This is a genomic window from Shimia marina (assembly GCF_001458175.1).
Taxonomy (GTDB): Bacteria; Pseudomonadota; Alphaproteobacteria; order Rhodobacterales; family Rhodobacteraceae; genus Shimia; species Shimia marina.
In genome coordinates, this window is record NZ_CYPW01000002.1 from 39,029 (window position 1) to 64,002 (window position 24,974).

The 24,974-nt window shown below is 55.2% G+C and carries 23 protein-coding genes and 2 pseudogenes; 12 read left to right on the forward strand and 13 right to left on the reverse strand.

Features of this window, described 5'->3' with window-relative positions:
• Window positions 1-7: 7 nt before the first annotated feature.
• The 4 genes from SHM7688_RS01070 to SHM7688_RS01085 all read left to right on the forward strand — a co-directional run bounded on the left by SHM7688_RS01070 (window position 8) and on the right by SHM7688_RS01085 (window position 4,781).
• A complete protein-coding gene (locus tag SHM7688_RS01070; RefSeq protein ID WP_058238183.1) occupies window positions 8-1,417 on the forward strand; it encodes a SagB family peptide dehydrogenase in 1,410 nt (469 codons plus the stop codon).
• Entirely contained in the window at window positions 1,417-3,051 is a 1,635-nt protein-coding gene (locus SHM7688_RS01075; RefSeq protein ID WP_058238184.1) for a S41 family peptidase, read from the forward strand. The genes SHM7688_RS01070 and SHM7688_RS01075 overlap by 1 nt, the downstream gene beginning before the upstream one ends.
• Window positions 3,052-3,123: 72 nt before the next feature.
• The gene (locus SHM7688_RS01080; RefSeq protein ID WP_058238185.1) at window positions 3,124-3,810 is read left to right on the forward strand and encodes a fumarylacetoacetate hydrolase family protein; all 687 of its coding nucleotides are present in this window, start codon (window positions 3,124-3,126) and stop codon (window positions 3,808-3,810) included.
• A 131-nt stretch (window positions 3,811-3,941) separates the two neighbouring features.
• On the forward strand, window positions 3,942-4,781 hold the full coding sequence (locus SHM7688_RS01085; RefSeq protein ID WP_058238186.1) for a GNAT family N-acetyltransferase: 840 nt from the start codon (window positions 3,942-3,944) through the stop codon (window positions 4,779-4,781).
• A gap of 144 nt (window positions 4,782-4,925) precedes the next feature.
• On the opposite strand, the gene SHM7688_RS01090 is transcribed toward SHM7688_RS01085, so the two are convergent.
• On the reverse strand, window positions 4,926-5,789 hold the full coding sequence (locus tag SHM7688_RS01090) for a LysR family transcriptional regulator (RefSeq protein ID WP_058238187.1): 864 nt from the start codon (window positions 5,787-5,789) through the stop codon (window positions 4,926-4,928).
• Between the two features lie 215 nt (window positions 5,790-6,004).
• Here SHM7688_RS01090 and SHM7688_RS01095 point away from each other — a divergent pair, with 215 nt between their 5' ends.
• On the forward strand, window positions 6,005-7,582 hold the full coding sequence (locus tag SHM7688_RS01095) for a trimethylamine methyltransferase family protein (protein ID WP_083498819.1): 1,578 nt from the start codon (window positions 6,005-6,007) through the stop codon (window positions 7,580-7,582).
• 26 nt (window positions 7,583-7,608) lie between these two features.
• Entirely contained in the window at window positions 7,609-9,654 is a 2,046-nt protein-coding gene (locus SHM7688_RS01100) for an NADH:flavin oxidoreductase (RefSeq protein WP_058238189.1), read from the forward strand.
• Window positions 9,655-10,040: 386 nt separating this feature from the next.
• Here SHM7688_RS01100 and SHM7688_RS01105 read toward each other — a convergent pair whose 3' ends face one another.
• The 8 genes from SHM7688_RS01105 to SHM7688_RS01140 all read right to left on the reverse strand — a co-directional run bounded on the left by SHM7688_RS01105 (window position 10,041) and on the right by SHM7688_RS01140 (window position 16,592).
• Window positions 10,041-10,799, reverse strand: coding sequence for a Pnap_2097 family protein (locus tag SHM7688_RS01105; protein WP_058238190.1), 759 nt, complete (start codon window positions 10,797-10,799; stop codon window positions 10,041-10,043).
• Window positions 10,800-10,858: 59 nt separating this feature from the next.
• The gene (locus SHM7688_RS01110; protein ID WP_058238191.1) at window positions 10,859-12,115 is read right to left on the reverse strand and encodes an MSMEG_0569 family flavin-dependent oxidoreductase; all 1,257 of its coding nucleotides are present in this window, start codon (window positions 12,113-12,115) and stop codon (window positions 10,859-10,861) included.
• Window positions 12,116-12,126: 11 nt separating this feature from the next.
• The gene (locus SHM7688_RS01115; protein WP_058238192.1) at window positions 12,127-12,405 is read right to left on the reverse strand and encodes an MSMEG_0570 family nitrogen starvation response protein; all 279 of its coding nucleotides are present in this window, start codon (window positions 12,403-12,405) and stop codon (window positions 12,127-12,129) included.
• Window positions 12,398-13,384, reverse strand: coding sequence for a sll0787 family AIR synthase-like protein (locus SHM7688_RS01120; protein ID WP_058238193.1), 987 nt, complete (start codon window positions 13,382-13,384; stop codon window positions 12,398-12,400). The genes SHM7688_RS01115 and SHM7688_RS01120 overlap by 8 nt, the downstream gene beginning before the upstream one ends.
• On the reverse strand, window positions 13,381-13,929 hold the full coding sequence (locus SHM7688_RS01125; protein WP_058238194.1) for an MSMEG_0567/Sll0786 family nitrogen starvation N-acetyltransferase: 549 nt from the start codon (window positions 13,927-13,929) through the stop codon (window positions 13,381-13,383). The genes SHM7688_RS01120 and SHM7688_RS01125 overlap by 4 nt, the downstream gene beginning before the upstream one ends.
• Window positions 13,926-15,026 (reverse strand): MSMEG_0568 family radical SAM protein, encoded by a 1,101-nt coding sequence (locus SHM7688_RS01130; RefSeq protein WP_058238195.1) that lies wholly within the window; start codon window positions 15,024-15,026, stop codon window positions 13,926-13,928. Before SHM7688_RS01130 ends, SHM7688_RS01125 begins: the two co-directional genes overlap by 4 nt.
• Window positions 15,019-15,999 (reverse strand): Nit6803 family nitrilase, encoded by a 981-nt coding sequence (locus SHM7688_RS01135; protein ID WP_058238196.1) that lies wholly within the window; start codon window positions 15,997-15,999, stop codon window positions 15,019-15,021. The genes SHM7688_RS01130 and SHM7688_RS01135 overlap by 8 nt, the downstream gene beginning before the upstream one ends.
• A gap of 110 nt (window positions 16,000-16,109) precedes the next feature.
• Window positions 16,110-16,592 (reverse strand): MSMEG_0572/Sll0783 family nitrogen starvation response protein, encoded by a 483-nt coding sequence (locus tag SHM7688_RS01140; protein ID WP_058238197.1) that lies wholly within the window; start codon window positions 16,590-16,592, stop codon window positions 16,110-16,112.
• A gap of 263 nt (window positions 16,593-16,855) precedes the next feature.
• Between SHM7688_RS01140 and SHM7688_RS01145 the strand changes: the two genes are divergently transcribed.
• Both SHM7688_RS01145 and SHM7688_RS19535 read left to right on the forward strand, forming a co-directional pair.
• A complete protein-coding gene (locus SHM7688_RS01145; protein ID WP_058238198.1) occupies window positions 16,856-18,220 on the forward strand; it encodes an aminotransferase-like domain-containing protein in 1,365 nt (454 codons plus the stop codon).
• A gap of 238 nt (window positions 18,221-18,458) precedes the next feature.
• Window positions 18,459-18,563 (forward strand): annotated as a pseudogene (locus SHM7688_RS19535) (transposase); the annotation flags it as partial.
• Here the strand turns inward: SHM7688_RS19535 and SHM7688_RS01150 are convergent.
• The 4 genes from SHM7688_RS01150 to SHM7688_RS01165 all read right to left on the reverse strand — a co-directional run bounded on the left by SHM7688_RS01150 (window position 18,541) and on the right by SHM7688_RS01165 (window position 21,430).
• Window positions 18,541-19,122 carry a hypothetical protein gene (locus SHM7688_RS01150; RefSeq protein ID WP_188128139.1) on the reverse strand — a complete coding sequence of 194 codons (582 nt, stop codon included), beginning with the start codon at window positions 19,120-19,122 and terminating at the stop codon, window positions 18,541-18,543. The pseudogene SHM7688_RS19535 and the gene SHM7688_RS01150 sit on opposite strands and share 23 nt — an antisense overlap.
• 59 nt (window positions 19,123-19,181) lie before the next feature.
• The gene (locus SHM7688_RS01155) at window positions 19,182-19,967 is read right to left on the reverse strand and encodes an AfsA-related hotdog domain-containing protein (protein ID WP_058238199.1); all 786 of its coding nucleotides are present in this window, start codon (window positions 19,965-19,967) and stop codon (window positions 19,182-19,184) included.
• Between the two features lie 46 nt (window positions 19,968-20,013).
• Window positions 20,014-20,157 carry a hypothetical protein gene (locus SHM7688_RS19700; RefSeq protein ID WP_158500639.1) on the reverse strand — a complete coding sequence of 48 codons (144 nt, stop codon included), beginning with the start codon at window positions 20,155-20,157 and terminating at the stop codon, window positions 20,014-20,016.
• A gap of 328 nt (window positions 20,158-20,485) precedes the next feature.
• Window positions 20,486-21,430 (reverse strand): LysR family transcriptional regulator, encoded by a 945-nt coding sequence (locus SHM7688_RS01165; protein ID WP_058238200.1) that lies wholly within the window; start codon window positions 21,428-21,430, stop codon window positions 20,486-20,488.
• A 47-nt stretch (window positions 21,431-21,477) separates the two neighbouring features.
• Between SHM7688_RS01165 and SHM7688_RS01170 the strand changes: the two genes are divergently transcribed.
• The 4 genes and pseudogenes from SHM7688_RS01170 to SHM7688_RS19920 all read left to right on the forward strand — a co-directional run.
• Window positions 21,478-22,461, forward strand: a complete 984-nt coding sequence (locus SHM7688_RS01170; protein WP_058238201.1) for an aldo/keto reductase — start codon at window positions 21,478-21,480, stop codon at window positions 22,459-22,461.
• On the forward strand, window positions 22,458-22,856 hold the full coding sequence (locus SHM7688_RS01175) for a carboxymuconolactone decarboxylase family protein (protein WP_058238202.1): 399 nt from the start codon (window positions 22,458-22,460) through the stop codon (window positions 22,854-22,856). The genes SHM7688_RS01170 and SHM7688_RS01175 overlap by 4 nt, the downstream gene beginning before the upstream one ends.
• Window positions 22,857-22,874: 18 nt before the next feature.
• Window positions 22,875-24,062: an MFS transporter gene (locus tag SHM7688_RS01180; RefSeq protein WP_058238203.1), complete on the forward strand. Its 1,188-nt coding sequence runs from the start codon at window positions 22,875-22,877 to the stop codon at window positions 24,060-24,062.
• Between the two features lie 136 nt (window positions 24,063-24,198).
• A pseudogene (locus SHM7688_RS19920) lies at window positions 24,199-24,884 on the forward strand (transposase); the annotation flags it as partial.
• Between the last annotated feature and the right edge of the window lie 90 nt (window positions 24,885-24,974).

Sequence of the window (24,974 nt, forward strand, 5' to 3'; positions counted from 1 at the left end):
AGCCACCATGATGCATGTCTGGATTGACCCCGGTCACGACACCGAAAAAGCGGCCCTGCTCGAAGCCGCACTGGCGCCGCTGCGTGTGCACGCCCCAAACACATGCGCACAGCTCCTAGAGTGCCTAGACACGTCCAACGGAACCAGCATAGCGGATCTGCAGGCCATCACCGCCACAGCAATGGACGGCGGAGAAACCATGGCATCGGATGTGTTGCTCAGTCTGTTGCAAAGCCTTGGTGCAATTGGCGCTCTGCGCTTTGGCTCCGCCGACAGGACAGAGGCCGTGCTCACCCTATGGCCCATGCAGCCTGACCTTCTGCCCACGATGGATCTGGCGATTGAGGAAACTCTCACCTACCGTCTGTCACGCTTTGCAACCCTGCGGCGCGAAGGGAGTCGCTTGATCATCGAACGACCGCTCTCCGGCTATCGTGCCGCAATCCGCACCGATACAGTGACAGGGGCCAAACTGATTGCCCTGTTCACCGAAGGCACCACCGTCGCTGGACTGGCCCAAGGGCGCATCCCAACCGCCCAGCGCGCGCCAATCTGTGCCATGCTGGCACAGGCTGGCATCATTGCACCGCAAGATGAAAACGGCCTCCTGCCCGAAGACAAAGATGACACCCTGCGCCAGTGGCAGCCGCAGGATCTGGCCTTTCACGCCCATTCCCGCATGGGGTTTGCCAATGATCCCATCGGCGCGACTTTCTCTTTCAAAGACGAAATCTACGCACAGCCCGCGCTGCATCCGGAACCTGACAACCTCGGCAGAGTGCCGCTCCTTGCGCCAGAGCTGAACATGCTTGCCGCGACGGATATCTCGCTGACGCAGGCCATGGAGCGCCGCAGTTCCCGCCGCCCGCAACTGCGACGCGCACTCACTCTGGCAGAGCTGGGCATCTTCCTGTTTCGCACCGCCCGCATCCGCTCCCATTTTGAAACCGATATCGGCAGTTTCACCTCCCGCCCCTATCCGTCCGGTGGGGGGGCTTATGAATCTGAAATCTACATCACCGCACAAAACATCGCTGGGCTGCGTCCCGGCTTTTACTACTATGCCGCAGCCACACATGAGCTGCTGCTCCTGCGAGAATGGGATGACGATTGCGCAAGCCTCGCACAAGACGCGCTCACCGCAATGGCCATGACATCTGCCCCCGATGCTGTGCTCACCTTCGGCAGCCGGTTTCAACGCATGCAGTGGAAATACGCGGGCATGGCCTATGCCACGCAACTCAAGACCACAGGAGCCGCCTATATGGCCTTCTATCTCGCGGCCACCGCGATGGGTCTTTCCCCCTGCGGCCTTGGGCTGGGCAATGCCGCCACCTTCGCCCGCCTGACAGGGCAAGATCCCCATTTTGAAGGCTCCATTGGCGAGTTCGCCTTATCCGGTCCAGGAGACGCCTGATGCCAAACACCCCAAACAGCCCCTCTTATGCTCTGTTTGCTTTGCGCAATCAGACGGTTGAAATCTCCTCCGGTGATCTCAGCGCCATTGCCCTGCAATTGCGCGATGTGTTGCGCGACTACTATGTCCATCTGCCGCAAAAAACCGCCTCCATGGCCATCAACCCTCTGCGCGAGCTTGAGCTTCTCGCAGATGATGCGGCGGCTTATCCATCCACTGCGGCCTATTTGCAGCGGCTGGCCCGTATTTTCCTGAAACTGCGGGATCGCCACACCTCCATCCGTCTGCCCGCCCCTTGGAACGCTATGATCGCCTATCTGCCCTTTGTCGCAGAAAGCTGCTACGAGGCCGGACGGCGCAAGCTGATCGTGACAAAACTGGTGGAGGCGCCAGACGATCCGCATTTCACCGTCGGGGTAGAACTCACCCATTGGAACGGCACCCCGATTCAGCGGTTTGTCGAAACCCTGTCTTGGCAAACCAATGGCTCCAACCCTTGGGCACGGATCGCATTGGCGCTGCGCGCACTCACCCTGCGCCCTCTGGCTTTTGCGCCCCCACCAGACGAAGATTGGGTCACGCTGACCTATGTGGACGCCACCGGCGCCCAGCGACAGGCCACATTTCTGTGGCAGGTGACATTCAAACCAGATGCAACCGCGGGCGCTGGCACCCGTGAGAGCGGGAATGTGCCCCTTTTGGGATTGGATGAGGGAACCGAAGTGGTCAACCAGACCCTGAAATCCCTGTTCTGTGATCCCGGGCAAAACCGACTGCGCGGCCTTGGCCTGACCGTAACCGGCTCTGGCATGCGTTTTGATGAACTGCAGGGCGCAACCGGTGCCGCCCCCGGCGTGCGCTCCTCTGTGATGACCCTGCCCGATGGGAAGAGCTTTGGCCTTCTGCGGATTTTTTCATTTGGCGCCCGCAACATACGCGGCTTTGTCGAAGAGATCGCCGCCCTGCTTATGCAAATGCCACAAACCGGGCTGATTGTGGATGTGCGCGCCAATCCGGGTGGCACCATCCCCGCAGGAGAAGCCCTCCTGCGCCTGCTCACCCCAAACCCCGTAGACTTCAGCCGGAATGCCTTTCTCGCCACCCCCGCCACACGCCGTCTCAGCAGTGGCGCCGCCTTCTTTCAACGCTGGCAGCGATCGCTGGATATGGTGCTGGAAACAGGTGCCACCTTTTCGCAGGGCTTTCCGCTGGTAGAAGATAGCCATTGGCAGGGGCTGGAGGGCACCTACAAAGGGCCGGTGGTGTTGATCACCGATGCCTTGAGTTATTCCACAACAGACTATTTTGCGGCGGGCTTTGAAGACAACAAGATCGGCAAAATCATAGGCTTGGATCCCACCACTGGCGCAGGTGGGGCCAATGTCTGGAACCTTGGACAGATCTCACGCTTTTCTCAGGAAGGCGGTGCCGCCCCCCTGCCCCCAATGCCAGCAGGCATAGAAGCCAACATCGCTGTGCGCCGCGCCCTGCGTGTGGGGCCAAACCATGGCCTGCCCCTCGAAGGTCTGGGGGCCAGCCCTGATATCCTACACCACACCACGCGGCGTGACGTGGTCGCCGGCAATCAGGATCTCCTGCTGCGCGCCGCCGATGTGCTTCAAGGCGCGATCTGAGCCTCCCGCAGATTGAACGCAAAGGCGGTTGCCTCTATCACAAGAGCCAACCGTCATTTGAAGGAGAGCGCCATGCCGGACTATGTCGTGCCCCCCGCCGCCCCCGTTGCCCTGCCTGTTGTGGGGAGTGACGCCCTTTTTGCGGTGCGGCGCGTCTATTGTATCGGGCGCAACTACGCAGATCACGCCCGTGAAATGGGGCATGATCCAGACCGCGAACCGCCCTTTTTCTTTCAGAAAAACCCTAACAATCTCTCGCCCACACCCACGTTCCCCTACCCTTCTCAAAGCAGTGATGTGCATCACGAGGCAGAAATGGCCATTGCGCTGCATTCTGGCGGCAGCAATATTTCGACCGAGAACGCGCTGTCACATGTGTATGGCTATGCCGCCGCGCTCGACATGACACGCCGCGACCTGCAAGCCACCGCCAAGGCGCAGGGCCGCCCGTGGGAAATTGGCAAAGCATTTGAGCACTCCGCCCCCATTGGCCCCATTCATCCTGTCGTGAAGACCGGCCATCTCAACACAGGCCCCATCCGCCTTTTGCTCAACGACACCATCAAGCAGGAGGGCAATCTCAATCAGATGATCTGGAAAGTGCCCGAAATGATCGCCTTTCTCTCTACGTACTTCACATTGGCAGCAGGCGATGTGATTTTGTCGGGCACCCCTGCGGGCGTCGGCCCCGTGATCAGGGGGGATGTCATGACCCTTTCGATAGCGGAGCTCGCACCTCTCACCGTGACCGTCACCTGACCCGCAGCTCCTGCTGAAAAACTGCGCACCCGCTCTCCCAACCCCAATTGAAACACTCGCAGTCGTTGCGCGTCGCGCGACCGGTGCTAGGCTCCGCAGAAGACCACGCGCGCCACGACCGAGAGACCACCATGATTATCAATCGCACTGCCAGCCAAACGGACCTTGTGCAGATTCTGAACTGGGCCAGAGACGAAGGCTGGAACCCCGGCCTGCAAGACGCTGAGGCCTTTTGGCAGGCCGACCCTGAAGGTTTCTTTGTCGCCACCGATGGTACTGAGCTTCTGGCGGCAATTTCCGTCGTAAACCACTCTGCCGATTTTGCCTTTCTTGGCCTCTACATCACCCAGCCCTCCCATCGGGGTCAGGGCGTGGGATACGCCCTGTGGCAACACGCGCTTCAACATGCCGGATCGCGCACCATTGGCCTTGATGGTGTGCCAGATCAACAAGCCAACTATGCAGCCTCCGGGTTTGACCTCTTCAGTGCGACCACACGGTTCACCGGTTCCATTCCCGCCACGCGTCACCCCCAGATCCGTATGGCCACCGCACGGGATCAACCTGCCCTGATCGCGATGGAAGCCGCGACCTCCGGCACAGCGAAGCCCGCCTATCTGAACGCCTGGTTCACAGAGGCCGACAGCCGCAAAACCCTGATCCTGTCAGAGCGCGGCACCATCACCGGCTGTTGTACCGTGCGCCAATGCGCATCCGGAGCAAAAATCGGCCCGCTTCTGGCGCAGTCAGCCGATGATGCCCGCAGCCTGCTATCCCACGCGGCCAGCCTGTTTGGTACCGAGATGACGCTGGATGTGCCCGACACCTCCGCTGCGCTCAAAGCGCTTTGCACAACGCTGGGTCTCACGCCCGGCTTTGCGACGGCGCGCATGTATCGCGGCCCTGCCCCCCGTGTGTACAAGGATACCTCAAGTCCATTTTTCGCGGTCACCTCTTTGGAGTTGGGCTAAGCTCTGCTGGGAGGCTGATCTGGTCACAAACAATGCTCCTGAGCCCCCAAGCAAGATCACTTTCTCAGAAAAGCCAAACGAGCAGTGCGTACACTGCGACCGGCATCAATCCCCAGAAAGCTTGCAGACAAAGGAGCCGCAGTCTTACTTGTCACAGCTCGGCTCATGTGTCAGCCAATCATAGACCAGCTTTGCACGGTCGGTGGCGTTTGGGTGTAACTTGACATAGAAATCGACCGGTGACGCCACCGTTTCAGGCAGGATCTTGATCAGCTTGCCGGTATCTATGAACATCTTTGTCAAACCGTGCCATCCCAGAACTGCGCCCATATCATCCTGTGCAGCTTGAAGTGCAATCACATAGTTATTGACACGAAGACTGTTTCGCAAAGGCCCCAGATAGCCCTGTGCCTTGCACCAGCCGTGCCAGTCGGTCCAGGTGCTTTTGTCTGCATCCAAATGAATAAGCGGAACTTTCCCAAGATCTGAAATCTGTTCGATTTTGTGAAGCTGTGCAAAACGCGGACTGGCGAGCGCCATTATGTGGTCATGAAACAGCGCATGACAGGTACCGGTCTCATTCGACATATCGCCATAGTGAATACTCAGATCACAGTCTGACCCGGCCTGATCAGTGTCGCTCACAATTTGGGACACGGAAATATGTCCATGTATTTTCCAGAACTGCGCCAGACGCGGCGTAAGCCACAAAGAACTGACCGCAGTTGTTGCGCGGATGGTGACGGAGGTCTTTGTAGAGCGCGCTCTGAGTTGATTCAGAGCGTCATTCATACATTCAAATCCACGCTGAAGAGACACCAACAAGTAGGCCCCGGTCTCTGTCAGTTCAACTCCCCGATGGTGACGCCGGAACAATGCGCTTTGCAGCTCCTGTTCCAGAGATTTGACCTGATGGCTGATGGCTGCAGGAGTCACGTTTAACTCGCGTGCAGCGGCTTTAAAACTGACATGCCTGGCCGCAGCTTCAAAGCTAATCAGAGAACTCATCGGCGGAAGATCATATGGACGTTTAAGCAAATCAACCTCATCTATAGAATCATTTCAGCCTTACAAATTTAGCTCATTCATCGATTAGGATTAATTCAGATAATCCAAGGTGAAATTAAATGCAATTGCCAGAACACGTCAAATGCCCAGAGTGAAGAGTATCGGCAGACCATGGGCCAGGGCTTGCTACTCGGCCTCATCAAAAGGAAAATCCCGTGTCATTAGAGGCTCCGTCCCCCGTGCAATCCCCCCGCCGCAGTCGGCGTGGCCGCTCACACTCCGAGTCTAGTGCCACACCGGGGCTAAACCCGCACCTGCGTGTCCCATTTATTACCAGGAACACGCCCACCTATGACCTAATTGGCGAGGAGAGCCTGCGAAAAATCGAAGCAACCGCAGATCGTATCCTGGCTGAAATCGGCATTGAACTGCGCGAAGACCCAGAAACCATGTGCCTATTCCGTGACGCCGGGGCGCATATAACTGAATTATCGACAGATAGATGGAACGCCAAGTTTGAGCCGGGCATGATCCGCGAAGTGCTGAAAACCGCGCCTGCCCGTTTTAGCCAACATGCACGTAACCCTGCGAATACGGTTGAAATAGGCGGTGACGCCATGGTGTTCGCGCCATCATATGGATCCCCCTTTGTCATGGATCTGGACAAAGGGCGCCGTTATGGCACCCTCGAAGACTTTGAAAACTTCGTGAAACTGGCGCAGTCCTCCCCCTGGCTACATCATTCAGGTGGTACGATCTGCGAGCCTACCGATATTCCCGTAAACAAACGTCATCTGGATATGATTTATGCGCATATGCGCTATTCCGATCGGGCGTTTTTGGGATCAATCACCGCCCCGGAACGTGCCGCGGACAGCATTGAGATGTGCCGCATCTTGTTTGGTGCGAACTATGTTGACCAGCATTGCGTTATCATGGGCAACTTCAACACCACCTCGCCTCTGGTTCTGGATGGGGTGACAAGCGCTGGCATTCGCGAATATGCAGCGGCAGGGCAAGGCAGCATTCACCTGCCATTTCTGCTGGGCGGCGCGGTCTCACCGTTGACAATGGCAGGGTCTGTTGCGCAGTGTTTGGCTGAATCCATGACCTCCTGCGCTCTGACACAATTGGTACGCCCAGGCGCGCCAGCGGTGCTTGCCGGTTTTTTGTCATCCATGTCGCTGCGCTCAGGCTCTCCAACATTTGGCACTCCAGAACCCGCACTGGGCTCTTTGGTGATGGGGCAACTGGCACGACGGCTAAACATGCCGCTACGCTGCGCAGGGAATTTCAGCACTTCTAAGCTGCCCGATGCCCAGGCCATGCAACAAGCCATGATGTCGATGATGTCGGCCATTCAAGGCGGCGCGCACTATATCCTCCATTCCGCAGGATTTCTCGATGGGCTACTATCGATGTCTTACGAAAAATTTGTCATGGACACCGATCTATGCGGCGCTCTGCATGCTTATCTCAAAGGCATAGAAGTCAACGAAGACACCCTTGGATTTGAAGCCCTGGCACAGAACGGCCCCGGAGAGCACCTGTTTGGCACGGACCACACGCTACGCCACTACAAGACAGCCTATTGGGACAGCGGCCTGACGGATGACACGCCCTATGAAACTTGGCAAGAACAGGGAGGTACAGATGCAGCCCAACGCGCAAACCGGCGCTGGAAAGAGGCCTTGAATACCTATGAAGCACCAGCGATGGACGTAGCCACAAACGATGCTCTGAAAGATTACATCGCTCGAAAAAAAGCCTCAATGACCGATATGTGGTACTAACATACAAGTCGCAAGGAGCCTTGAAAATGTCCAATGATCCGCTTTTGCAACCGTATCAATTAAAGCACCTGACATTGCGCAACCGGATCATGACCACCAGCCATGAACCGGCCTATCCTGAGGATGGAATGCCAAAAGAGCGCTATGTGGCCTATCACGCTGAACGGGCCAAGGCAGGTGTCGCATTGACAATGACCGCCGGCTCCGCTGCCGTCAGCAAGGACAGCCCACCAGTTTTCAACAATATTCTTGCCTACAAGGACGAGGTGGTGCCGCATATTCGGCGGCTTACCGATGCCTGTCACGAGCATGGTTGCGCCGTCATGATCCAACTGACGCATCTGGGTCGCAGAACGGGGTGGAATAAGGGCAACTGGTTGCCATCGGTCTCCTCTTCAAAACACCGCGAACCGGCGCATCGCGCCTTTCCCAAACTGATTGAAGATTGGGACATCGACCGCATCATCTCCGATTTTGCCGATGCCACTGAACGCATGAAAGCAGGTGGCATGGACGGGATTGAACTACAGGTTTACGGCCATCTTTTGGATCAGTTCTGGTCGCCCCTCACCAATGACTTGGTTGGACCTTACGGCGGACAAACCCTGGAAAGCCGCCTGAAATTTCCAATGGATGTACTGCATGCCATACGCGATCGGGTCGGAAATGATTTTATCGTGGGCCTGCGCTACACGGCGGATGAAGTAGAAGACCGTGGGATCACTCCTGAAGAGGGCCTCGAAATATCCAAGCGGCTGGCCAACAGCGGAATGGTTGATTTTCTAAACGTTATCAAAGGACGCATCCATACGGACCCAGCAATGACAGATGTGATCCCCGTGCAGGGAATGAAAAATGCTCCCCATCTGGATTTCGCTGGCGAAGTTAAAAAAGCCACTGGCATGCCCACGTTCCATGCCGCCAAAATTCCAGATGTCGCAACGGCCCGCCATGCGGTTGCCAGCGGCTTGCTGGATATGGTCGGCATGACCCGCGCACATATGGCTGACCCTCATATTGTACAAAAGATCATCGCAGGCCGCGAGGCCGACATTCGCCCCTGTGTGGGGGCGACCTACTGCCTTGACCGGATCTATCAGGCGGGCGACGCACTGTGCATGCACAATGCAGCCACCGGCCGGGAACAGGCGATGCCACATACGATTTCACCTGCTGCGCAGCCTAAAACAGTGGTGATCGTCGGGGCTGGACCAGCCGGACTGGAGGCAGCCCGGATAGCAGCCGAACGGGGGCATGACGTTACCGTGTTTGAAGCGCAGCCTGATCCGGGAGGACAGGTGCGCTTAACTGCGCAAAACCCGCGCAGGCGCGAAATGATCAGCATTATTGACTGGCGCATGGCACAATGTGCTGCGCGCGATGTCACGTTCCATTTCAACACCTGGGCCGAAAGGGACGATGTAACCGCGCTGCACCCTGATGTGGTGATCATCGCAACTGGCGGCCTGCCGAACACGGAGCTGTTTGAAAGCGGTAAGGAGCAAGAACTGGTGGTTACAAGCTGGGATATCATCTCAGGCGACGTGAAACCGGGGCACAACATTCTAATCTATGATGAAAGCGGAGATCACCCCGGCCTGCAAGCGGCTGAAGTTGCTGCCAACTCCGGGGCCACGGTGGAGATCATGACACCAGACCGGGTGTTCGCCCCCGAAATCATGGCGATGAATCTGGTGCCCTACATGCGCGCGCTTCAGGATAAGGATGTGACCTTTACCGTCACCCGTCGCCTAAAGAATGTAACACGCGTCGGGAACCTTCTGAACGCCACCATCGGCACGGATTACAGCAACCACACGTCCGAAAAGGCCTATGATCAGGTGGTTATAAACTATGGCACACTGCCACTTGATGATCTCTATTTTGATCTGAAACCGTTTTCCAGAAATGGTGGTGCCGTGGATTATAACGCCTTGATTGACGGCCAACCTCAGGACATCGCGCGCAATCCCAAAGGCCGGTTCCAGCTGTTTCGGATCGGCGACGCTATCAGTGCCCGCAATACACACGCTGCAATCTACGATGCACTCAGATTAGTGAAAGACATCTAGCGACTGTATGTCTCTTTGGCTCAGAGGGGACCATTTATCGCCCACTTTGATGACTGTCACAAAGCCGATCCGGGCCTCAGCGAACGGGTTTATTTCTAGGCAGACGAGATAGTCAACGGGTTGCGCAGCACGGAGGACCAGTTCTCCTTACTGGGCGCCATCAGCGTCAAAACATTGCTATTAAAAGATTTAATGCCCACTCGAGGCGAAATTCGCCAGAGCGAGGGAGCGCCTGATCAAAGAGCGTGATGAGTTGCTGATGCCATCCAAGACGTCACTTTCATCAACGACATAAACCCTTCAACCCGAAATCAAGCCGACACATGGCGATCGCCTGGACACCAGATTTGGCATTAGCGCATTCCCCCCAATCCCGGCACCCAGCTTTAAATTCCTCTGTGTCGCCACACTAAGCAATGCGCTAGTTTACGTCGCATGTCCGCATTTGAGGGATACCCCCACAAATCGATTGCATTGCGGCTCCCCATTGAAAAAGCCCCAACCACTTGCTCACCCAATTCGATGTTCGCGAGATATACGATCTTGCGGTACTTCACAGGGTTCCATCTCATTGAGGTTTCCCCCTCGAACGCCACTTCATCGAAAACCCGCGTGAAGCTAGGAAAGTACAAGAGCCCCACCGCGTTGAAGTCACTTCCGATGGGAGTATAGGGCGTCGTTTTTATTGTATCGTCACCGATTTCCGATTTCTGTCGTTTTGCCAAAGCCGCAGCTCTGGTCGCAAAATCATCAGTTGCGGGATCAAGAACCGGTATCAAATAAGGTGTCGCGCGGCGAACGCTTGCGTTCACGCCGGCCTCCACATGTGCGACAAACGTTGATACCAGTCGGAAACGGGCGATCTCTGTACCGTGGATGCATAGAATATGGTTCGATTGGATACGACTGCGACCAGCAGACCGCAATTCGGAATGCACGTCGACCTCTTCGCCCAACCGCGCCAAGCTGGGGTGAGTTTGCTCAAACTCCGTTGCGCAGAAGGCGGCGTACAGTTGACGACCTCGCCTGTCGCGAAAGACCGTTGTGTTCTGGCCAACCGCTTGCGCGATCAACTGCCAGTGCACGTCTCCTAAGTACTTTAACCACCAGTCTTCAGAGATACCCTGCGGTGCCAAATGTGCCATACCTTGACGTATCGACGTCAGACGTGGCACCGCCTCTGTTGCGGACCCAATTGCGGGGTTCACGATGCGGCCTTCAATTCAGACTTTGCCTTCGCAGTGATTTGCTCCACCAGAAAGCGCGAGTCTTCGTCGATGCCTAAGAAACGACCTGACCCCCAAGTATTCAGCCAGCCAAGCCCGATGAAGTAAAATCCGTCTTGCTGACAAACGCCGCGATCATAGACGGGGCGACCGTGATCATCAAAAACATCGACGTCTATCCAGCTGTAATTCGGGCGAAAGCCGATAGCCCAGAGGACCGAGGTAATACCTTCTTTTTCACAGTCGATCTCGGTGATCTCTTGTTTTGGACGCCAGAGCTTTTTAAATGCGGGCTCACTCGGAGCATCAATGTTGTGTTTCTCAATATGCGCATCAATGGCATTCCGAATACCGACATAACTTTCATCTGCGTCATCAAGATTGGTTTCCAAATCCGGTAAAAACTGGATTTTCTTACCTTCCATACCGCTCACAGACCCGTAAAGTGACACCCCTTCCGTTGCAAATTTGCGTAGGTCAATCTCATGACCTCCATCACGACCAGTCATATAGTGGTTGGTCTTAGTGACCGCATGCTCCGGATTGGGATGTTGCGCAATGGTGATGGCGTAATGCCCCATATCATGCAGCCAATCGGTGGAGTCACGACCGCGATACCTGCGCGGTGCGCGTGGTGCGGGGCCAACTGCCAGATGAACATCACGGCCTTTTAGGTGCATGTCTTCCATCAATTGAACGCCGGATTGGCCAGTGCCTACGACTAAGGTCGCTCCTTCCGGCATTTGTTCGGGGCGGCGATAATCGACTGAATGCATTTGCAAAATAGAGGGGTCAAGCTGATCCGCAAAAGGCGGCACAATCGGATTGTCATAGCCGCCTGTGGCAATCACCACCTGATCTGCGCTGAAGTTGCCCTGGCTGCTGTCCACAAAATAACACCCGTCCGGACGTCGGGTAATTTTTGTCACTTCACATTCTTCAATGATCGGAGGATTGAACGTCTGAGCGAAGGCATCCAGGTATTCGGTAATTTCATCCTTCACCATAAAGCCATCGGGGTCATCTCCCTGATACGCAAAGTCAGGCAAGCGGCACTGCCAGTTTGGGGTCACAAGACAGAAGGTGTCCCACCGGTTGATACGCCAGGAGTGGAATTTTTGGTGCCGCTCCAGCACGACGTGATCCAAACCTTCTTGGGTCAGATAATAACTAACGGAGAGCCCGGCCTGTCCGCCGCCAACAACAACAACTGATTTATGGTCTCGATGGGTCATGAAGGATGTCCTTAGGAAATGGATAAGCAGGTAACCTGCGCCGGAGAATCAAAGGCACCTGCCTTGCTCTCGATTTTGGTCAGTTGGGCGTCGGCGCTGGAGCAGCGGAACCCAAATTTTGCTTCGACGCGGAAACTGGCCTTTTCCAAGCCGATCCGGCAGCGCATGATGAAATCATCCAGCGGATATGTCGTGTCTGCGGTTAGGAAGTCTTTGATAACGCTCGAAGGCGAATAGCATTCTTCTATGTGGCCATCTGGCCAGCGCACGGTAAACCGGGTCTCAGGCATGAGGAGCCTCTTTTGCTGCAAGGTTCAAATAGGGAGAACGTGCATAGTCCCAAAATTGGGCGGCACCTTCTCTGCTTTTGAGGTGAACGAAACTGCCGTCAGTGATATCTCCACAAGTGCTTGCGGCGATGCCCCTACTTTGGAAAGCCGCGCAAACGGCTTCGGCATTTTCGGCGCGCGCGGTCATCAGGAAACCAAAGCTTGGGAAACTGCGCAGCCAGCGCGCCATGTCGATCCCGTCGGGATGCGGCAATGCTTCGAGTTGAAGTGTGATTGCAACATCTGAGGCTTCTGCCAGCATCAGCGCTGTTCCCGCTATGCCGCCTTGGCTGATATCTTTGCCCGCTGTAACAAGGCCAGCCTCGGAAAGGGCCGGAAGAATGCCCATATTGTCGCGCAGTTCAATTGGCGGTTTCGTTAGGGCGGCATTCCAATTGTCAAAAGGCTCTCGGTAACTGCCTCTTAAATCAATGGCGCAGATCAGGACGTCACCTGGTTCGGCTGCAAAGCTAGAAATCACCTTTTTTGCATGGCCAAGAATCGAGACAGAAAGCTGTAGATCATCCGTGTGAAGATTGGTGTGGCCACCAACTATCGGTACGCCATAGGCTTGTGATGCAGCCTTCATACCAGCCAGAACGGGCTGAGCCTGCCCGACATTTGGGGCCCAAATCGCGTTAGTGATATAGCGTGGCCGCCCGCCCATGGACAGGATATCTGAAATATTCACCATAACGCCGCACCAGCCTGCAAACCACGGATCCGCTTTGACAAATGCGTTGATAAAGCCCTCACACGAAAACAGATCGAACCCATCTTTGGTCGGCAAGACCGCGCAGTCATCACCAGGTTGGCCTGTGCTTGCAGACGTCAGCCCCAGCGTTGTGGTGGCTTGCGCGATATCCAACTTGCTGAGGATCGATGGATGCTTACGCAATTCACGCACGATTTGGCGGAGGGATTGGTTTGGCTTGATCATGGTCGACCCCGCCTTGGGAACAAGGATTTCCAACCCGCAAAAGGATCACACATAGGCGGATAAGCAGCCAAATCAGCTTCCATCTCCAAATGAGGCATGCCGTGAACTTCGATCTCTTGCAGAGGCGCCCAGTGTAAGCGCCTGAACAAAGAGACATTCTGGATCTGAACCTGCGCAAGAAAACGGTCGCAGCCACGTCCATGCGCAGTGCACACCGCCAGCTTTATCAACTCGGCACCAAGACGCCCTATGCGGCGGTGACTACGCGCGACCGCAAGCCGCGAACCACGCCAAAGACGTGGGCGTTCTTCGTGAATACGAACCGTCCCGACCACTTGATCTGCTTCACTGGCCATCGTGCTAATTGCCGCCAAAGGCATAGCAATGTCGTCAATTGGATCGCGGTCATGGTGAACAAAGATTTCTTGCTCCTGCACAAAGACCTGATGACGCAGATCCTGCACGCCTCTGAATTCCCAAGGCCGAGCAGCGGCACGGATGATCACATCAGGCGAAAGAAAGACGCGGGCGTTATGAAAGCTCATGATACGCGCAGCTTTTCGTATGTCGACAATGCTGAGCAGGCCCCACATTTGGCACAACCGGCCTTGGAGCTTTCTGCACTCATACCTGCGCGCAATATCATGCCTGACAGCGGCTTTAGAATGCCTGCCATAAAATCAGAAGTTGGCGCAGGATGGCTTTCGAGCGGCGTTCCAGAAACAGGAACAAACGGCACCACAAAAGGATAGACACCAATTTTACAAAGCTCTTGCGAGGTTTTTAGAATAGCCTCGGAGGTGTCGCCCAATCCTGCAAGGATATAGGTCGACACCTGACCGCGCCCAAATATTTTGACCGCCGATTTAAAGCTGTCGAAGTATTTCTCAAGGCTCACCTGCGCCTTGCCGGGCATGATGCGTTGGCGCACCTCTGGGGTCACCGCTTCGAGGTGCATTCCCAAAGCATCTATACCCGCATTGAACATATGTTCGTGCCAGATGTTGTCCTCTGGCGGTTCACATTGGCCTTGGATCGGCAGGTCAACGGCGGCTTTGACGGCAACCGCGCTTTCGACCATGACAGAAGCGCCACGATCTTTGCCTGCGGGCGTGCCTGTTGTCATCACCATATGCTTTACGCCATCCAACTCTACCGCTGCTTTCGCAACTTCCGCCAACTGAGCCGGTGTCTTACGCGCAATGGTGCGCCCTGCCGCCAACGACTGACCAATCGAACAGAATTGGCAGGTCTTCTTGCGACTTTCATACCGGATGCACGTTTGAAGAATGGTCGTCGCGAGCACGTCTTTGGAATGTAGAGCCGCGATCTTATGGTATTCGACACCATCAGCCGTTTTAAGATCGTAAAACTTGGGACGCATCGGGAGGCGTATATTCCCCAGAGATCTACCTCGTTTTGTTATCTCTGAAATCCCGTCAGAGCTTGGCGCTTGTACCACATAGGGGCTTTCAAACGCCGGGGCTGTGTGCACAGGAACCATGACGGTCGTGTCGCCAACAGTTACGGCCTTGTGATCCGTTGGACCTGCACCGCCCCGGCGGCTTTCCATGCCAGCAGTTGGATCGACCAACCGAATTCCACGGGTTTGCAATTCATTGATAAGTTCGGCTTCAGACATCTTCAGCCTCCAGATTTGGGGTTGCTACCGTGTCTTGCGAGTCTTCAATGCGCACAACAGTCTGCGCCGGACGCGCATCATGCACCAAATGCAGCAACTCTGGTCGGGCATAATGGCCAACGCTGTCCATCATGCGTTTGCGTTTGGTCACCAGTTTCATATCCAGATCGGCGACCAGAATACCTTCGCCCTCTGTCAAAGGTGGTACCACATGACGCCCTTCGGGTGAGATGATGCAGGTCATGCAACCACCGCGCAGACCTTTTTGCAGTTTGGGATCCTCAGAGATGCTGGCGATTTGCTCTTCCGCCAACCATCCTGTTGAGTTCACAACAAATGCACCAGCCTCTAAGGCGTGGTGGCGCATCGTGACCTCGATTTGTTCAGCAAAAATCGGACCAACAAGGCTACCGGGGAAATGGCCGACGTGAATTTCTTCGTGTTGAGCCATGAGCGCATACCGCGCAAGCGGATTGTAGTGCTCCCAACACGCCAATGCACCAACACGACCCACTTTGGTGTCGACAACCTTAAGACCTGCTCCATCGCCTTGGCCCCAAACCATACGTTCGTGATAGGTTGGTGTGATCTTGCGCCGTTTCAGTACTAAAGTACCGTCAGCATCAAAGATGAGCTGGGTATTGAACAACGAACCGTTGTCCCTCTCATTCACCCCCAAGACCACAACGACGCCACGCTTTCGCGCTGCATCGGCAACCGCCTGAGTTTCGGCAGACGGGACCACCACAGCTTCCTCGTATAGATTAAGGTGTTCTGCACCCTGTTGAATTGGGGGCAATACAAACGAAAAGTAGGGATAATATGGTACAAATGTTTCCGGGAAGACGATCAGTTCTGCACCTTTTTCAGCAGCTTCTGCGATAGCATTCAATACGCGTTCTATAGTGCCGGCTCGGCTTGCTAAGTCCGGTGCGATCTGGACAGCAGCGGCGCGGACGATGTGATCTGTCATGTGAGTAGCCTTTGTGCAGGGGCGAGCGACGCCGTTGCCGCTCAGAATAGGTTTGCAAAGAGGAACAAATGACCGGGGCAACGCCATTGCTGCCCCGGACAGAGGGAAACTTAGAGGGTCCAAGTATCAAGAATCAGAGCGTTGTCGCGCACGTGCAGCAGCTTCAGGTCCAACACATCTTGTGGTGCAATTGGCGTGATACCTGGCACCAGCGATGGTTCGCCATGGCCCATCAACATCTGTAGCGCAAAACGGCATGCAAATATCTTGCCGCCTTCTTTCATGAACTTCTTCAAGTTGGCTGCATAGTTCTGTGCGCCTGGGAACGCCTCATCGCCAAGCGTCGGAAAGCCACGCTGAACGCCAAGTGATACGCCGGGGCCATACAATAAAATAGAGGTTTCAAAACCTTTGCGCTGTAAACGGATCGCCTGAAGGATGTTCACCAAGCCGATGGAACCTTCAAAGGCGACGGTGTGAAAGGTTACAAGGGCTTTTTGCCCTTCTTCGGCTTGGACGTCTTCAAAAACTTTTTCTTCATAGTTTACGAAAAAATCGCCATCTTTATGGGCTGGTGTCGTGACTTCGGGCATTGCGTTCTCCTGTCGTTCGCATTGGGTTACCCATCGCTAGACGAAGCCTGGAGAGTGGCGCCACATATCCATACATTTATGCAATCAATGTAATTGTATTGATTATATGAATCCGCCCTCATTTTATGCAAATAGAAGAATTTTTGGCAAAAAATAGGCGCTAAACGTTTTACAAACCAAAAAGTACTGCGGCCAATTTGCACATCATTGCCTGCACCTAATGCATACAATACTTGAGAAATGGATCAAAACGCAGGTGATTTATGGACAACTGGGCACAACGAATCGAACAGGCTGGCAAACCTCGCTATCTGGCGATCGCGGATTGTATCGCCCAGGATATGAAAGACCGTGTGCTGTTGCCTGGCGACAGGCTACCGCCCCAACGCCGTCTGGCGGATTTGATCGGCGTTGATTTCACAACGGTTTCGCGGGGCTATCGTGAAGCAATCAATCGCGGCTTGATTGAATCACACGTTGGACGCGGTACATTTGTATTGTCGCAAAAAAGTAAAAGCAGAAACAGCGACGACCGTCGCGCACTTGCTAATGATCTGACAATGAACACGCCGCCAGAACCAACTGACCCCGAGTTGCTGGAGCGTATGCGCGCAGGGCTTTCAGCGGTGTCTGATGACCTTGTGCACCTCTTGCGCTACCAAAACCCTATTGGCGGTGACGTTGATAAAGAGGCGGCCTCTATTTGGCTATCAATGCGGGGATTGGTTCCCAATTTAGATCGCATTGCTGTCACTCCCGGAGCGCATGCGACGATGCTGGCGATTTTAACCATCTTGGCACGTCCAGGCGACACAGTATTATGCGAGGATGTTACCTACGCGGGATTCAAAAAGATCGCAGCACAGCTTGGTCTCGTTCTGGTTGGGTTGCCCATGGACAACGACGGCATTCTGCCTGAGGCACTGGAAGACGCCATTCTTCGGCATAAACCCAGAGCACTCTATCTGAATCCGACACTACACAATCCGACAACCATGATCGTCCCTCAAAGCCGCCGTCTTGAAATCACGGACATCATGAAGCGTTATGATCTACCATTGATCGAGGATGATGCTTATGGATTTATTCTGCCAGGCGCACCACCTCCGATGGCCACCAGCGCCCCTGAACTGACGTGGTACATCGGTGGGCTTGCGAAATGTATTGGAGCGGGGCTAAGGCTTGCTTACTCGGTTGCCCCAAATGCGCGTGCTGGCTTTGCAATGGAAAATGGCATTAGTGCGGTTTCGGGAATGGCATCGCCAGTATCAATGGCACTCGCGACGCGCTGGGTATTGGATGGCACGGCAGATCAAATACGGCGCTTCATCCGCAAAGAAACTGCAGTCCGTCAAGACATCGCTAAACAGGTGATCACCGAAACAGATTTTGTTGCCAACCCACATGCGTTTAACATTTGGCTAAGGCTACCAGAACCAGTAACCTGCGCGGCCTTGATGGCATACATGTCTAACCATGAAATCGGCATTGCGCCAGAAAGTGCATTTCGAACCGCAGGCGATCAAGAAAAATATGTGCGCGTTTGCCTAGGCGGGCGTCTACCGCGTGCTGCGTTGCCCAAGACGCTCGCAACTCTAAACAACCAGATCTGGCAACTGGCTCGGTAGTCAGGCGCAGTTACGCGATGGCCCGACCAGTCTTTGCAGCTGAGAATAAGTGGATTTACCATTCCTGATCCGGCAACGTTGCCGGGCCATCTGTCTACATGGTGGTCGCAGAAGACACAGTGTTACTGGTGACCTGCCCACCGAAACCTCCCGCACTTTAATGTAGAGTTTGCTCAACTTGTTGAAGGAGCAAACGAATGCGAAAGAGAGCCGTTTTACCGAGGCGCAGATCATCGGGATGATCAAGGAACAGGAAGCAGGCATGCCAACTGCGGAGGTGTGCCGCAAGCACGGGCTCAGCCAGGGCACGTTCTACAAGTTCAAATCAAAGTACGGTGGTATGCATTGCCCGACAGTGCATTGCTCAGCAATGTCACGAAAGGGAAGTGTCTGACGCTGCCAAAGCGTGCAATGCGTGCTTCATCTTCGAGTGTAATGCGAAGCTTTCCTTGAGCTTGAATCCAGTCGTGTAGTTTCACCGGGCGTTGGAGCTGCCGGCCATGTTCAGGACGACGGTCTGGGATGGGTGCTTCGTGAAACGGATAGCTTGGCCGCACATCGCTGTTCGCATCAGGATATTGCTGAGGCGCGAACACCATTGGATAGTTGTTACAAGGCAACGGCAACGGCAATGTATGAAGCACTTTGTCGGCAAGGTGCAGCGGCAACGGAATGTCGGGCGAAAAAAGCTCCAGGATCTTGTACGGCGCCTTTTCACCGAAATCTGGCACCGTACTTTCGGGCGAGACGATAGCGCCCGTCCAATTCGCTTCGACACGGTCATCAATAGAATGGTTTATCGCGCCAATAACAATGAAATTGCCATCTTCGTCCATAATCTCACTCGGAGGATAAAGGGGCCCCTGTGTCGTCACCGACAGGTCATAGGTTGTTTGTTTCATATCAGTTCGGCCTGGTTACGCCCGGCGCACCCGAAAGGTGCGCCGGGCAAATGGTCGGTTTAGGCAGCGCGGGCAGAAGCTTCAGAGTTTGTACTTGCGAGCGCACATTTTGCGGCGTCAAGCGCCAGTGTGGCTTCTTTTTCCAAGATGACCTGATGCGAATAGACGGTGAAGGCATAGCCAACGCGCGTGCGTGGCTCACCGCCTTGGATAAAGTCCATTTCGACCTGATATTTGTGGCGCCGTTCGTTCACGTCGCTCGACAACACCCGATACTCAATATGTGCAGGTAAAGGGAAAACGAACCCATTGAACTCGGTTGTCATGGACGTGATGACAAAATAGGTTTTCTCTTCCATGTCAGTCAGCAGATATTTTCCAGTCACGGCGAGGAAAGATTGTCGCGCGGCTTCGACCAATAACATTCCCTGTATATGCTGACCTGTCTGATGATGGCCCATCAGCTCACACCCGTGGTCGATTCGAAGATCAAGGGAATAGGTGTCTTCAGCGACCTTTGTCGGGCTACCGATCAATGTATTACAAGATTTTCGTTTATGCGAAAATTCTGCGTCTGCGCGATCAGACAGATTTCGAAACAGAGTCGTATCCCATCTGCTGCCTGCCGGGTCTTGTACCGTGATCTGCTGGAGGAGATCGGCAATCTCAAGATCAGAAAGACCCTGGCCGGGCAGTAATTGCATCGGGCCTGACAGCATGTGTTCGGGCAAAGACAACATTGCGCGAAGTTGGCTCAGCGTCACTACGGGTTTGTCCGATGTGAACTCCGTGAATTCGTCGGCAACAACGATCAGTGTGCCGAAGGTCAAGATTTTATCGCTCATAGCAAGTCTCCAGAATAAGTTGTGATTAATCTTCTCATCACCCGATTCAGGCTGCGAGTTTGGCGGTGTCCGCGTAGGTTTTTGTATAGAGACCGTTGGTACCGCCGGTGATGTAACGATCACCGGCCTGCTGCACGATGGTACTGTAGCGCTCGGAGGAAAAGACTGCGGTATATGTTGCGGGGTCCACAGAAAAACCTGAAACAAACATAACGCCGGGTTGGCCGCTGATGACCGAATAATAGGCAAGACAACTGTCCACCGTATCGGCATTGCGGACGACGTCAAAGATTGTCTCGTCGCGCCACTTGAGATAGGCGGCGTGCTCTTCGGGCTCCTTGTTTCATGACGCTGGAGAGGACTGGCCAGTTTGGAGGGGAGCTATGCTGCCAGCCTACACCTCAGCGCTGTGTGAACAGAGATAGTATTTTCCCAAATTGGAATCATTGGATAATAATGCAAGCGGGTTTTCCATTATCGGAAAATCCAGGAAGTCGCCGTCAGTTGTTGCTCAGGCCTCAGTATCCACGAAGACGCGCCCGACTGGAGACCACCAGATCGCTAAGAAAGTCCGCAAGGGCGCGCGTTCGGCGTGATTGCGCCAAATCGGACTGAATCACCAGATATATCGGCTGATCGATTCCAATATCGGTGTCAATGCAGGTCAGATTTGCATCCTTGGCCAAGAAATGCGGTAGGACGGCCAGGCCCAAGCCGGCCGCTGCGGCCGATACCTGTGTCGAGAGCGAAGTCGTGATGATCGCCGGCGACCGGCCGCGGAGCACGCGTTCAACCCATTGTGCAGCAGGCAGATGGGCCTGCATCTCGCCCCAAGCAATGAATGCATCCATCTCGTAGCTGCCGCGATCCGTGCTGACTTGACGGGCTTTGACATAGTCGCTGCTTGCGTAGAGCCCATAGCCAAGGGTGCCCAGACGCTTGAGGGTGACGTTGCCGCGTTGCGGTTTGACCATGCGCAGCGCAAGATCGGCGTCACGGCGATGTACGTTAACGGTTGTGATATCGGTCACGACCTCGACCATTAAGCCAGGATGTCTGGAACGGAACTCAGGCAGCGCGGGAATAATCAATCCACTTGCAAGGTTTTCTGCAGTCGCCAAGCGGACCTTACCGGCCAACTGCGCTTGCTGCCTTGCGCCACTGCTCAGCGCCAGGGCCGCCGCCTCTATCGCCTCAGCTTTCTCGATAAGATCAGTGCCATCTTCGGTCAGTTGGTAACCCGTCTGGTGCCGGACGAACAGGGGAACGTCCAACGCCTCTTCCAGCCGATTTATCCGACGTGAAAGTGTGGCAATGCCGATGTTCAAGGCTCTGGCCGCCATGCTGAGCGTGCCATGCCGCGCCACGGCCAGAAAGGCCCGAGTGTCATCCCAGACCAACCCTTTAACATCATTCTTTCCGATTATGGAAATCTCGTTGCCATTATTCGGTAGTTTTTCCATTCATGACGTATGCCATGCTGGTCCCCTGATATTCAAGGAGGTCTATCATGCAAAAACGTAAACTTGGGCAGGACCTTGAGGTATCGGCCATCGGGCTTGGGTGTATGGGGATGAGCGAGTTTTACGGGCCACGTGATGATGCTGAATCACTGGACGTTCTGGCACACGCCGTCGAGCTCGGGATCGATTTTTTCGACACGGCCGATATGTACGGGCCGCATCACAATGAAGAGCTTATCGGGACATTTCTGCATGAAAGCGGCGCAGATGTGCGTGTGGCCACGAAGTTTGGGATCGTGCGTAATCCGGGCGAATACAAGCGCAGCCTGAACAATCGCGCGGACTATGCCCGCGCTGCCTGCGACGGGTCCCTGCGTCGATTGGGCGTCGATCACATAGACCTCTACTACGTGCACCGAGTAAATGCGGAACAGCCGATTGAGGCAACGATGGAAGGTTTGGCGAAACTGGTCCAAGAGGGTAAGATCTCTCATATCGGCCTGTGTGAAGTCAGCGCAGAGACATTGCGAAAAGCGCATGCGATACATCCTGTCACCGCTGTCCAAACAGAGTTTTCCCTCTGGTCGCGGCAAGCTGAAGCATCGATCCTGCCTACCTGCCGTGAACTGGGCGTAGGCTTCGTGCCCTACTCGCCGCTTGGCCGCGGCTTCCTGACCGGGCGGTTCCAATCTACCAACGAACTTGAAGAGGATGATTTTCGAGCTTCCCTGCCACGCTTTGCCGAAGAGGCTATCGATCAAAACCTCCGCATCGCCGACGTGATCGCTGATATGGCTACCGAAAAGGGCTGCACCTCCGCGCAGCTCTCGCTCGCCTGGCTCTTGGCGAAAGGGGATGACATCGTCCCGATCCCGGGAACCAAGCGTCGACAATACCTGAGCGAGAATGCTGGCGCCACATCGGTTGAACTGACGGCGCAGGATTGTATCCGGCTCGAAAGTGCGGTCGCGCGGGTACCTGTGGTTGGCGAGCGCTACACTCCAGAAGGTATGAAGGGAGTGGACGCATGACCAACAGCCCACATGATACTGACCGCCGAACACGCGCCTTAGCCTTGCTCGAGCGGCTGGAAGCGGGCGCGCCCGCGCGTGTGACCGCCAATCTCGATGCGTTCGATGTCGATGCAGCCGAACTAATTCTCGGGTTCTCTTTCGCTGACGTGGTTGGTCGGGATGGAATAGATATCAGAACCCGCGAAATGCTGACGGTAGCGATGCTCGGGGCCAAAGGTACAGCACCCGGCCAACTAGATTTTCACATACGCGCAGCGATGAATTGCGGCGTGAGCCGGCAGGAAATTGTCGAGATCATTTATCAAATCGCAGTTTACGCGGGTGTACCCGCGGCGATGAACGCCATCGCCTCAGCCCGGAAGGCGTTTGAGGCGCTCGAAACCTCATCGTAGAAACGGAGTTCACAAACTATGCCCCAACACGTTCAGCGCGCCGATTACCGCGCTTGGCTGGCTATTGCCGCACTCGGTACTGGCAACTTTTCCATTGTAACCGCTGAGCTCGCGCCGATTGGGCTTCTCTCCCAGATAGGCGGCGATCTGGGAGTGCCTACCGGACAGGTCGGCCTGATCGTGACGCTCTATGCCTGGATTGCCGCGGTCGCTGCAATCGCGTCTGCGGTCTGGCTCGGTTCCGTACCGCGGCGACCGCTGCTGATCGGGTTAATGACAGTCCTCGCAGCATCAGGATTTGCGGCGAGCCTGTCGGAGAGCTTTGCGTGGCTTATGGGGGCTCGGGTGCTGGGCCCTATCGCCCATGGCGCATTTTGGGCAATGATTGGAACACTCGGAGCTCAGATCGTACCGGCCCGCCAGGTGGGCCTGGCGACCTCCATCATCTTCGGTGGTGTGTCAGTCGCTAGTGTGCTGGGCGTACCGTTTGCCAATTTGGTCGGCATCGAGGCAGGCTGGCGTATCGCATTCCTGGCCATTGGCATGCTGTCGTTAGGCATAGCGCTCGCGATGTGGATCACCGTGCCAACGGTGCAGGGCACCGGCAATGTAGGAGTGCGACCGCTGATCCGTATCTTGTCAAATAGCCGTTTCCAAAGAATTTTTGCGGCCACGCTTTTTGCCGTCACAGCACACTTCATGGCATATACCTACATCGAACCCTTTCTTACGGGGGCAGAGGAGGTTTCGATCCGGGCGGTCGCGCCTTTGCTATTCACCTTTGGAGCCGCTGGCATCGCAGCAAATATGGTGACCGGCGCACTGATCGATACGTGGCTCAAAATGATTGTGATGGTCTCACTGCTTCTGGCCTGCGGAGCGCTAAGTGCGTTGTCTCTCCTCGGAGCCAGCATCGGCACAATGGGAATTGCCCTGGTACTTTTCATCTGGGGGGGGGCGATCGCCGCAATCCTTGTGGGTCTGCAGACCTGGGTTTTGAAGGAAGCAGGCGCAGATGCCCTCCAGGCATCGGCTATCTATGTTGCGCTGTTCAACGGCGCAATTGGTCTCGGGGCGGCACTCGGGGCGGTTCTGCTTGAGACCACTGGCCTATCCAGCCTATTCCTTTGCGCTGCAGTGTTGGTTTGCGTCAGCTTCATATCAATTGCCGCGCTTCGCGAACCTAAAACGACCCCGGCTGAATAAGTCAGCATCTGCTGTCGCAAGACTGATCATCACGAATGACGACATGAGGATTTCATTATGTGTAGAATGTTTGTGACCTGAGCCCCTGAATCTCCTCCAGCTTTGTGTAGAGTTCGGCCAACTAAAGGACGGACTAATGAAGACGAGATTCACCGACGAACAGATCATTCAGATGATCAAGGAACAGGAAGCTGGCGAGAAGACGACTGATGTGTGCAGGCGCTATGGGATCAGCCAAGGCACCTTCTACAAGTACAAATCTAAGTATGGCGGCATGGAGCCGTCAGATGCCAAGAAGCTGCGTGCGCTGGAAGCCGAGAACGCAAAGCTGAAGAAGTTGTTGACTGAACAGATGCTCGACAACGCAATGCTGCGGGATGTGAACTCAAAAAAGTGGTAACGCCCGATGCCAAGCGGAAGGCGGTGGTTCATCTGATGGAAGCTCATCAGGTGAGCCAGCGTCGGGCGTGCTCTGCTCTGGACGTGGATCGTTCTACGGTGCGGTATCAGTCGCGCCGGGACGATGAAACTGAGCTGCGTGATGCCATGAAAGCGGTCGCCAAAGAACGTCGCCGGTTCGGCTATCGGCGTCTGCATGTGATGGTGGAGCGGCAGGGCTGGCAAGTGAACCATAAGAAGTTCCGACGGATCTATCGCGAAGAGAAGCTGCAAGTGCGGCGCAGGGGTGGTAGAAAGCGGGCTCTGGGCACGCGAAGGCCGATGGTTGTGCCAGATAGCCCGAACTAGCGTTGGAGCCTTGATTTCGTATCTGATGCTCTGACCGATGGTCGCCGCTTCCGTATCCTGACCGTGGTGGATGATGACCCAGCCCCCTGAAATCGGGCCATTGAGATGTTAGTAATCCGTCCAAGCAAAGGATGGACAATGAAACGCAGATTTTCGGACGAACAG

Bases quoted from the DNA above. Each gene is read 5' to 3' on its own strand.
- SHM7688_RS01130 (WP_058238195.1), bottom strand. From the start codon at position 15,026: ATGTCTGAAGCCGAACTTATCAATGAATTGCAAACCCGTGGAATTCGG.
- SHM7688_RS01080 (WP_058238185.1), top strand. From the start codon at position 3,124: ATGCCGGACTATGTCGTGCCCCCCGCCGCCCCCGTTGCCCTGCCTGTT.
- SHM7688_RS01090 (WP_058238187.1), bottom strand. From the start codon at position 5,789: ATGAGTTCTCTGATTAGCTTTGAAGCTGCGGCCAGGCATGTCAGTTTT.
- SHM7688_RS01140 (WP_058238197.1), bottom strand. From the start codon at position 16,592: ATGCCCGAAGTCACGACACCAGCCCATAAAGATGGCGATTTTTTCGTA.
- SHM7688_RS01175 (WP_058238202.1), top strand. From the start codon at position 22,458: ATGACCAACAGCCCACATGATACTGACCGCCGAACACGCGCCTTAGCC.
- SHM7688_RS01120 (WP_058238193.1), bottom strand. From the start codon at position 13,384: ATGATCAAGCCAAACCAATCCCTCCGCCAAATCGTGCGTGAATTGCGT.
- SHM7688_RS01105 (WP_058238190.1), bottom strand. From the start codon at position 10,799: ATGGCACATTTGGCACCGCAGGGTATCTCTGAAGACTGGTGGTTAAAG.
- SHM7688_RS01070 (WP_058238183.1), top strand. From the start codon at position 8: ATGATGCATGTCTGGATTGACCCCGGTCACGACACCGAAAAAGCGGCC.
- SHM7688_RS01075 (WP_058238184.1), top strand. From the start codon at position 1,417: ATGCCAAACACCCCAAACAGCCCCTCTTATGCTCTGTTTGCTTTGCGC.
- SHM7688_RS01135 (WP_058238196.1), bottom strand. From the start codon at position 15,999: ATGACAGATCACATCGTCCGCGCCGCTGCTGTCCAGATCGCACCGGAC.
- SHM7688_RS01110 (WP_058238191.1), bottom strand. From the start codon at position 12,115: ATGACCCATCGAGACCATAAATCAGTTGTTGTTGTTGGCGGCGGACAG.
- SHM7688_RS01150 (WP_188128139.1), bottom strand. From the start codon at position 19,122: ATGAAACAAACAACCTATGACCTGTCGGTGACGACACAGGGGCCCCTT.
- SHM7688_RS01170 (WP_058238201.1), top strand. From the start codon at position 21,478: ATGCAAAAACGTAAACTTGGGCAGGACCTTGAGGTATCGGCCATCGGG.
- SHM7688_RS01145 (WP_058238198.1), top strand. From the start codon at position 16,856: ATGGACAACTGGGCACAACGAATCGAACAGGCTGGCAAACCTCGCTAT.
- SHM7688_RS01125 (WP_058238194.1), bottom strand. From the start codon at position 13,929: ATGAGCTTTCATAACGCCCGCGTCTTTCTTTCGCCTGATGTGATCATC.
- SHM7688_RS01115 (WP_058238192.1), bottom strand. From the start codon at position 12,405: ATGCCTGAGACCCGGTTTACCGTGCGCTGGCCAGATGGCCACATAGAA.
- SHM7688_RS01165 (WP_058238200.1), bottom strand. From the start codon at position 21,430: ATGGAAAAACTACCGAATAATGGCAACGAGATTTCCATAATCGGAAAG.
- SHM7688_RS01100 (WP_058238189.1), top strand. From the start codon at position 7,609: ATGTCCAATGATCCGCTTTTGCAACCGTATCAATTAAAGCACCTGACA.
- SHM7688_RS01180 (WP_058238203.1), top strand. From the start codon at position 22,875: ATGCCCCAACACGTTCAGCGCGCCGATTACCGCGCTTGGCTGGCTATT.
- SHM7688_RS01155 (WP_058238199.1), bottom strand. From the start codon at position 19,967: ATGAGCGATAAAATCTTGACCTTCGGCACACTGATCGTTGTTGCCGAC.
- SHM7688_RS01085 (WP_058238186.1), top strand. From the start codon at position 3,942: ATGATTATCAATCGCACTGCCAGCCAAACGGACCTTGTGCAGATTCTG.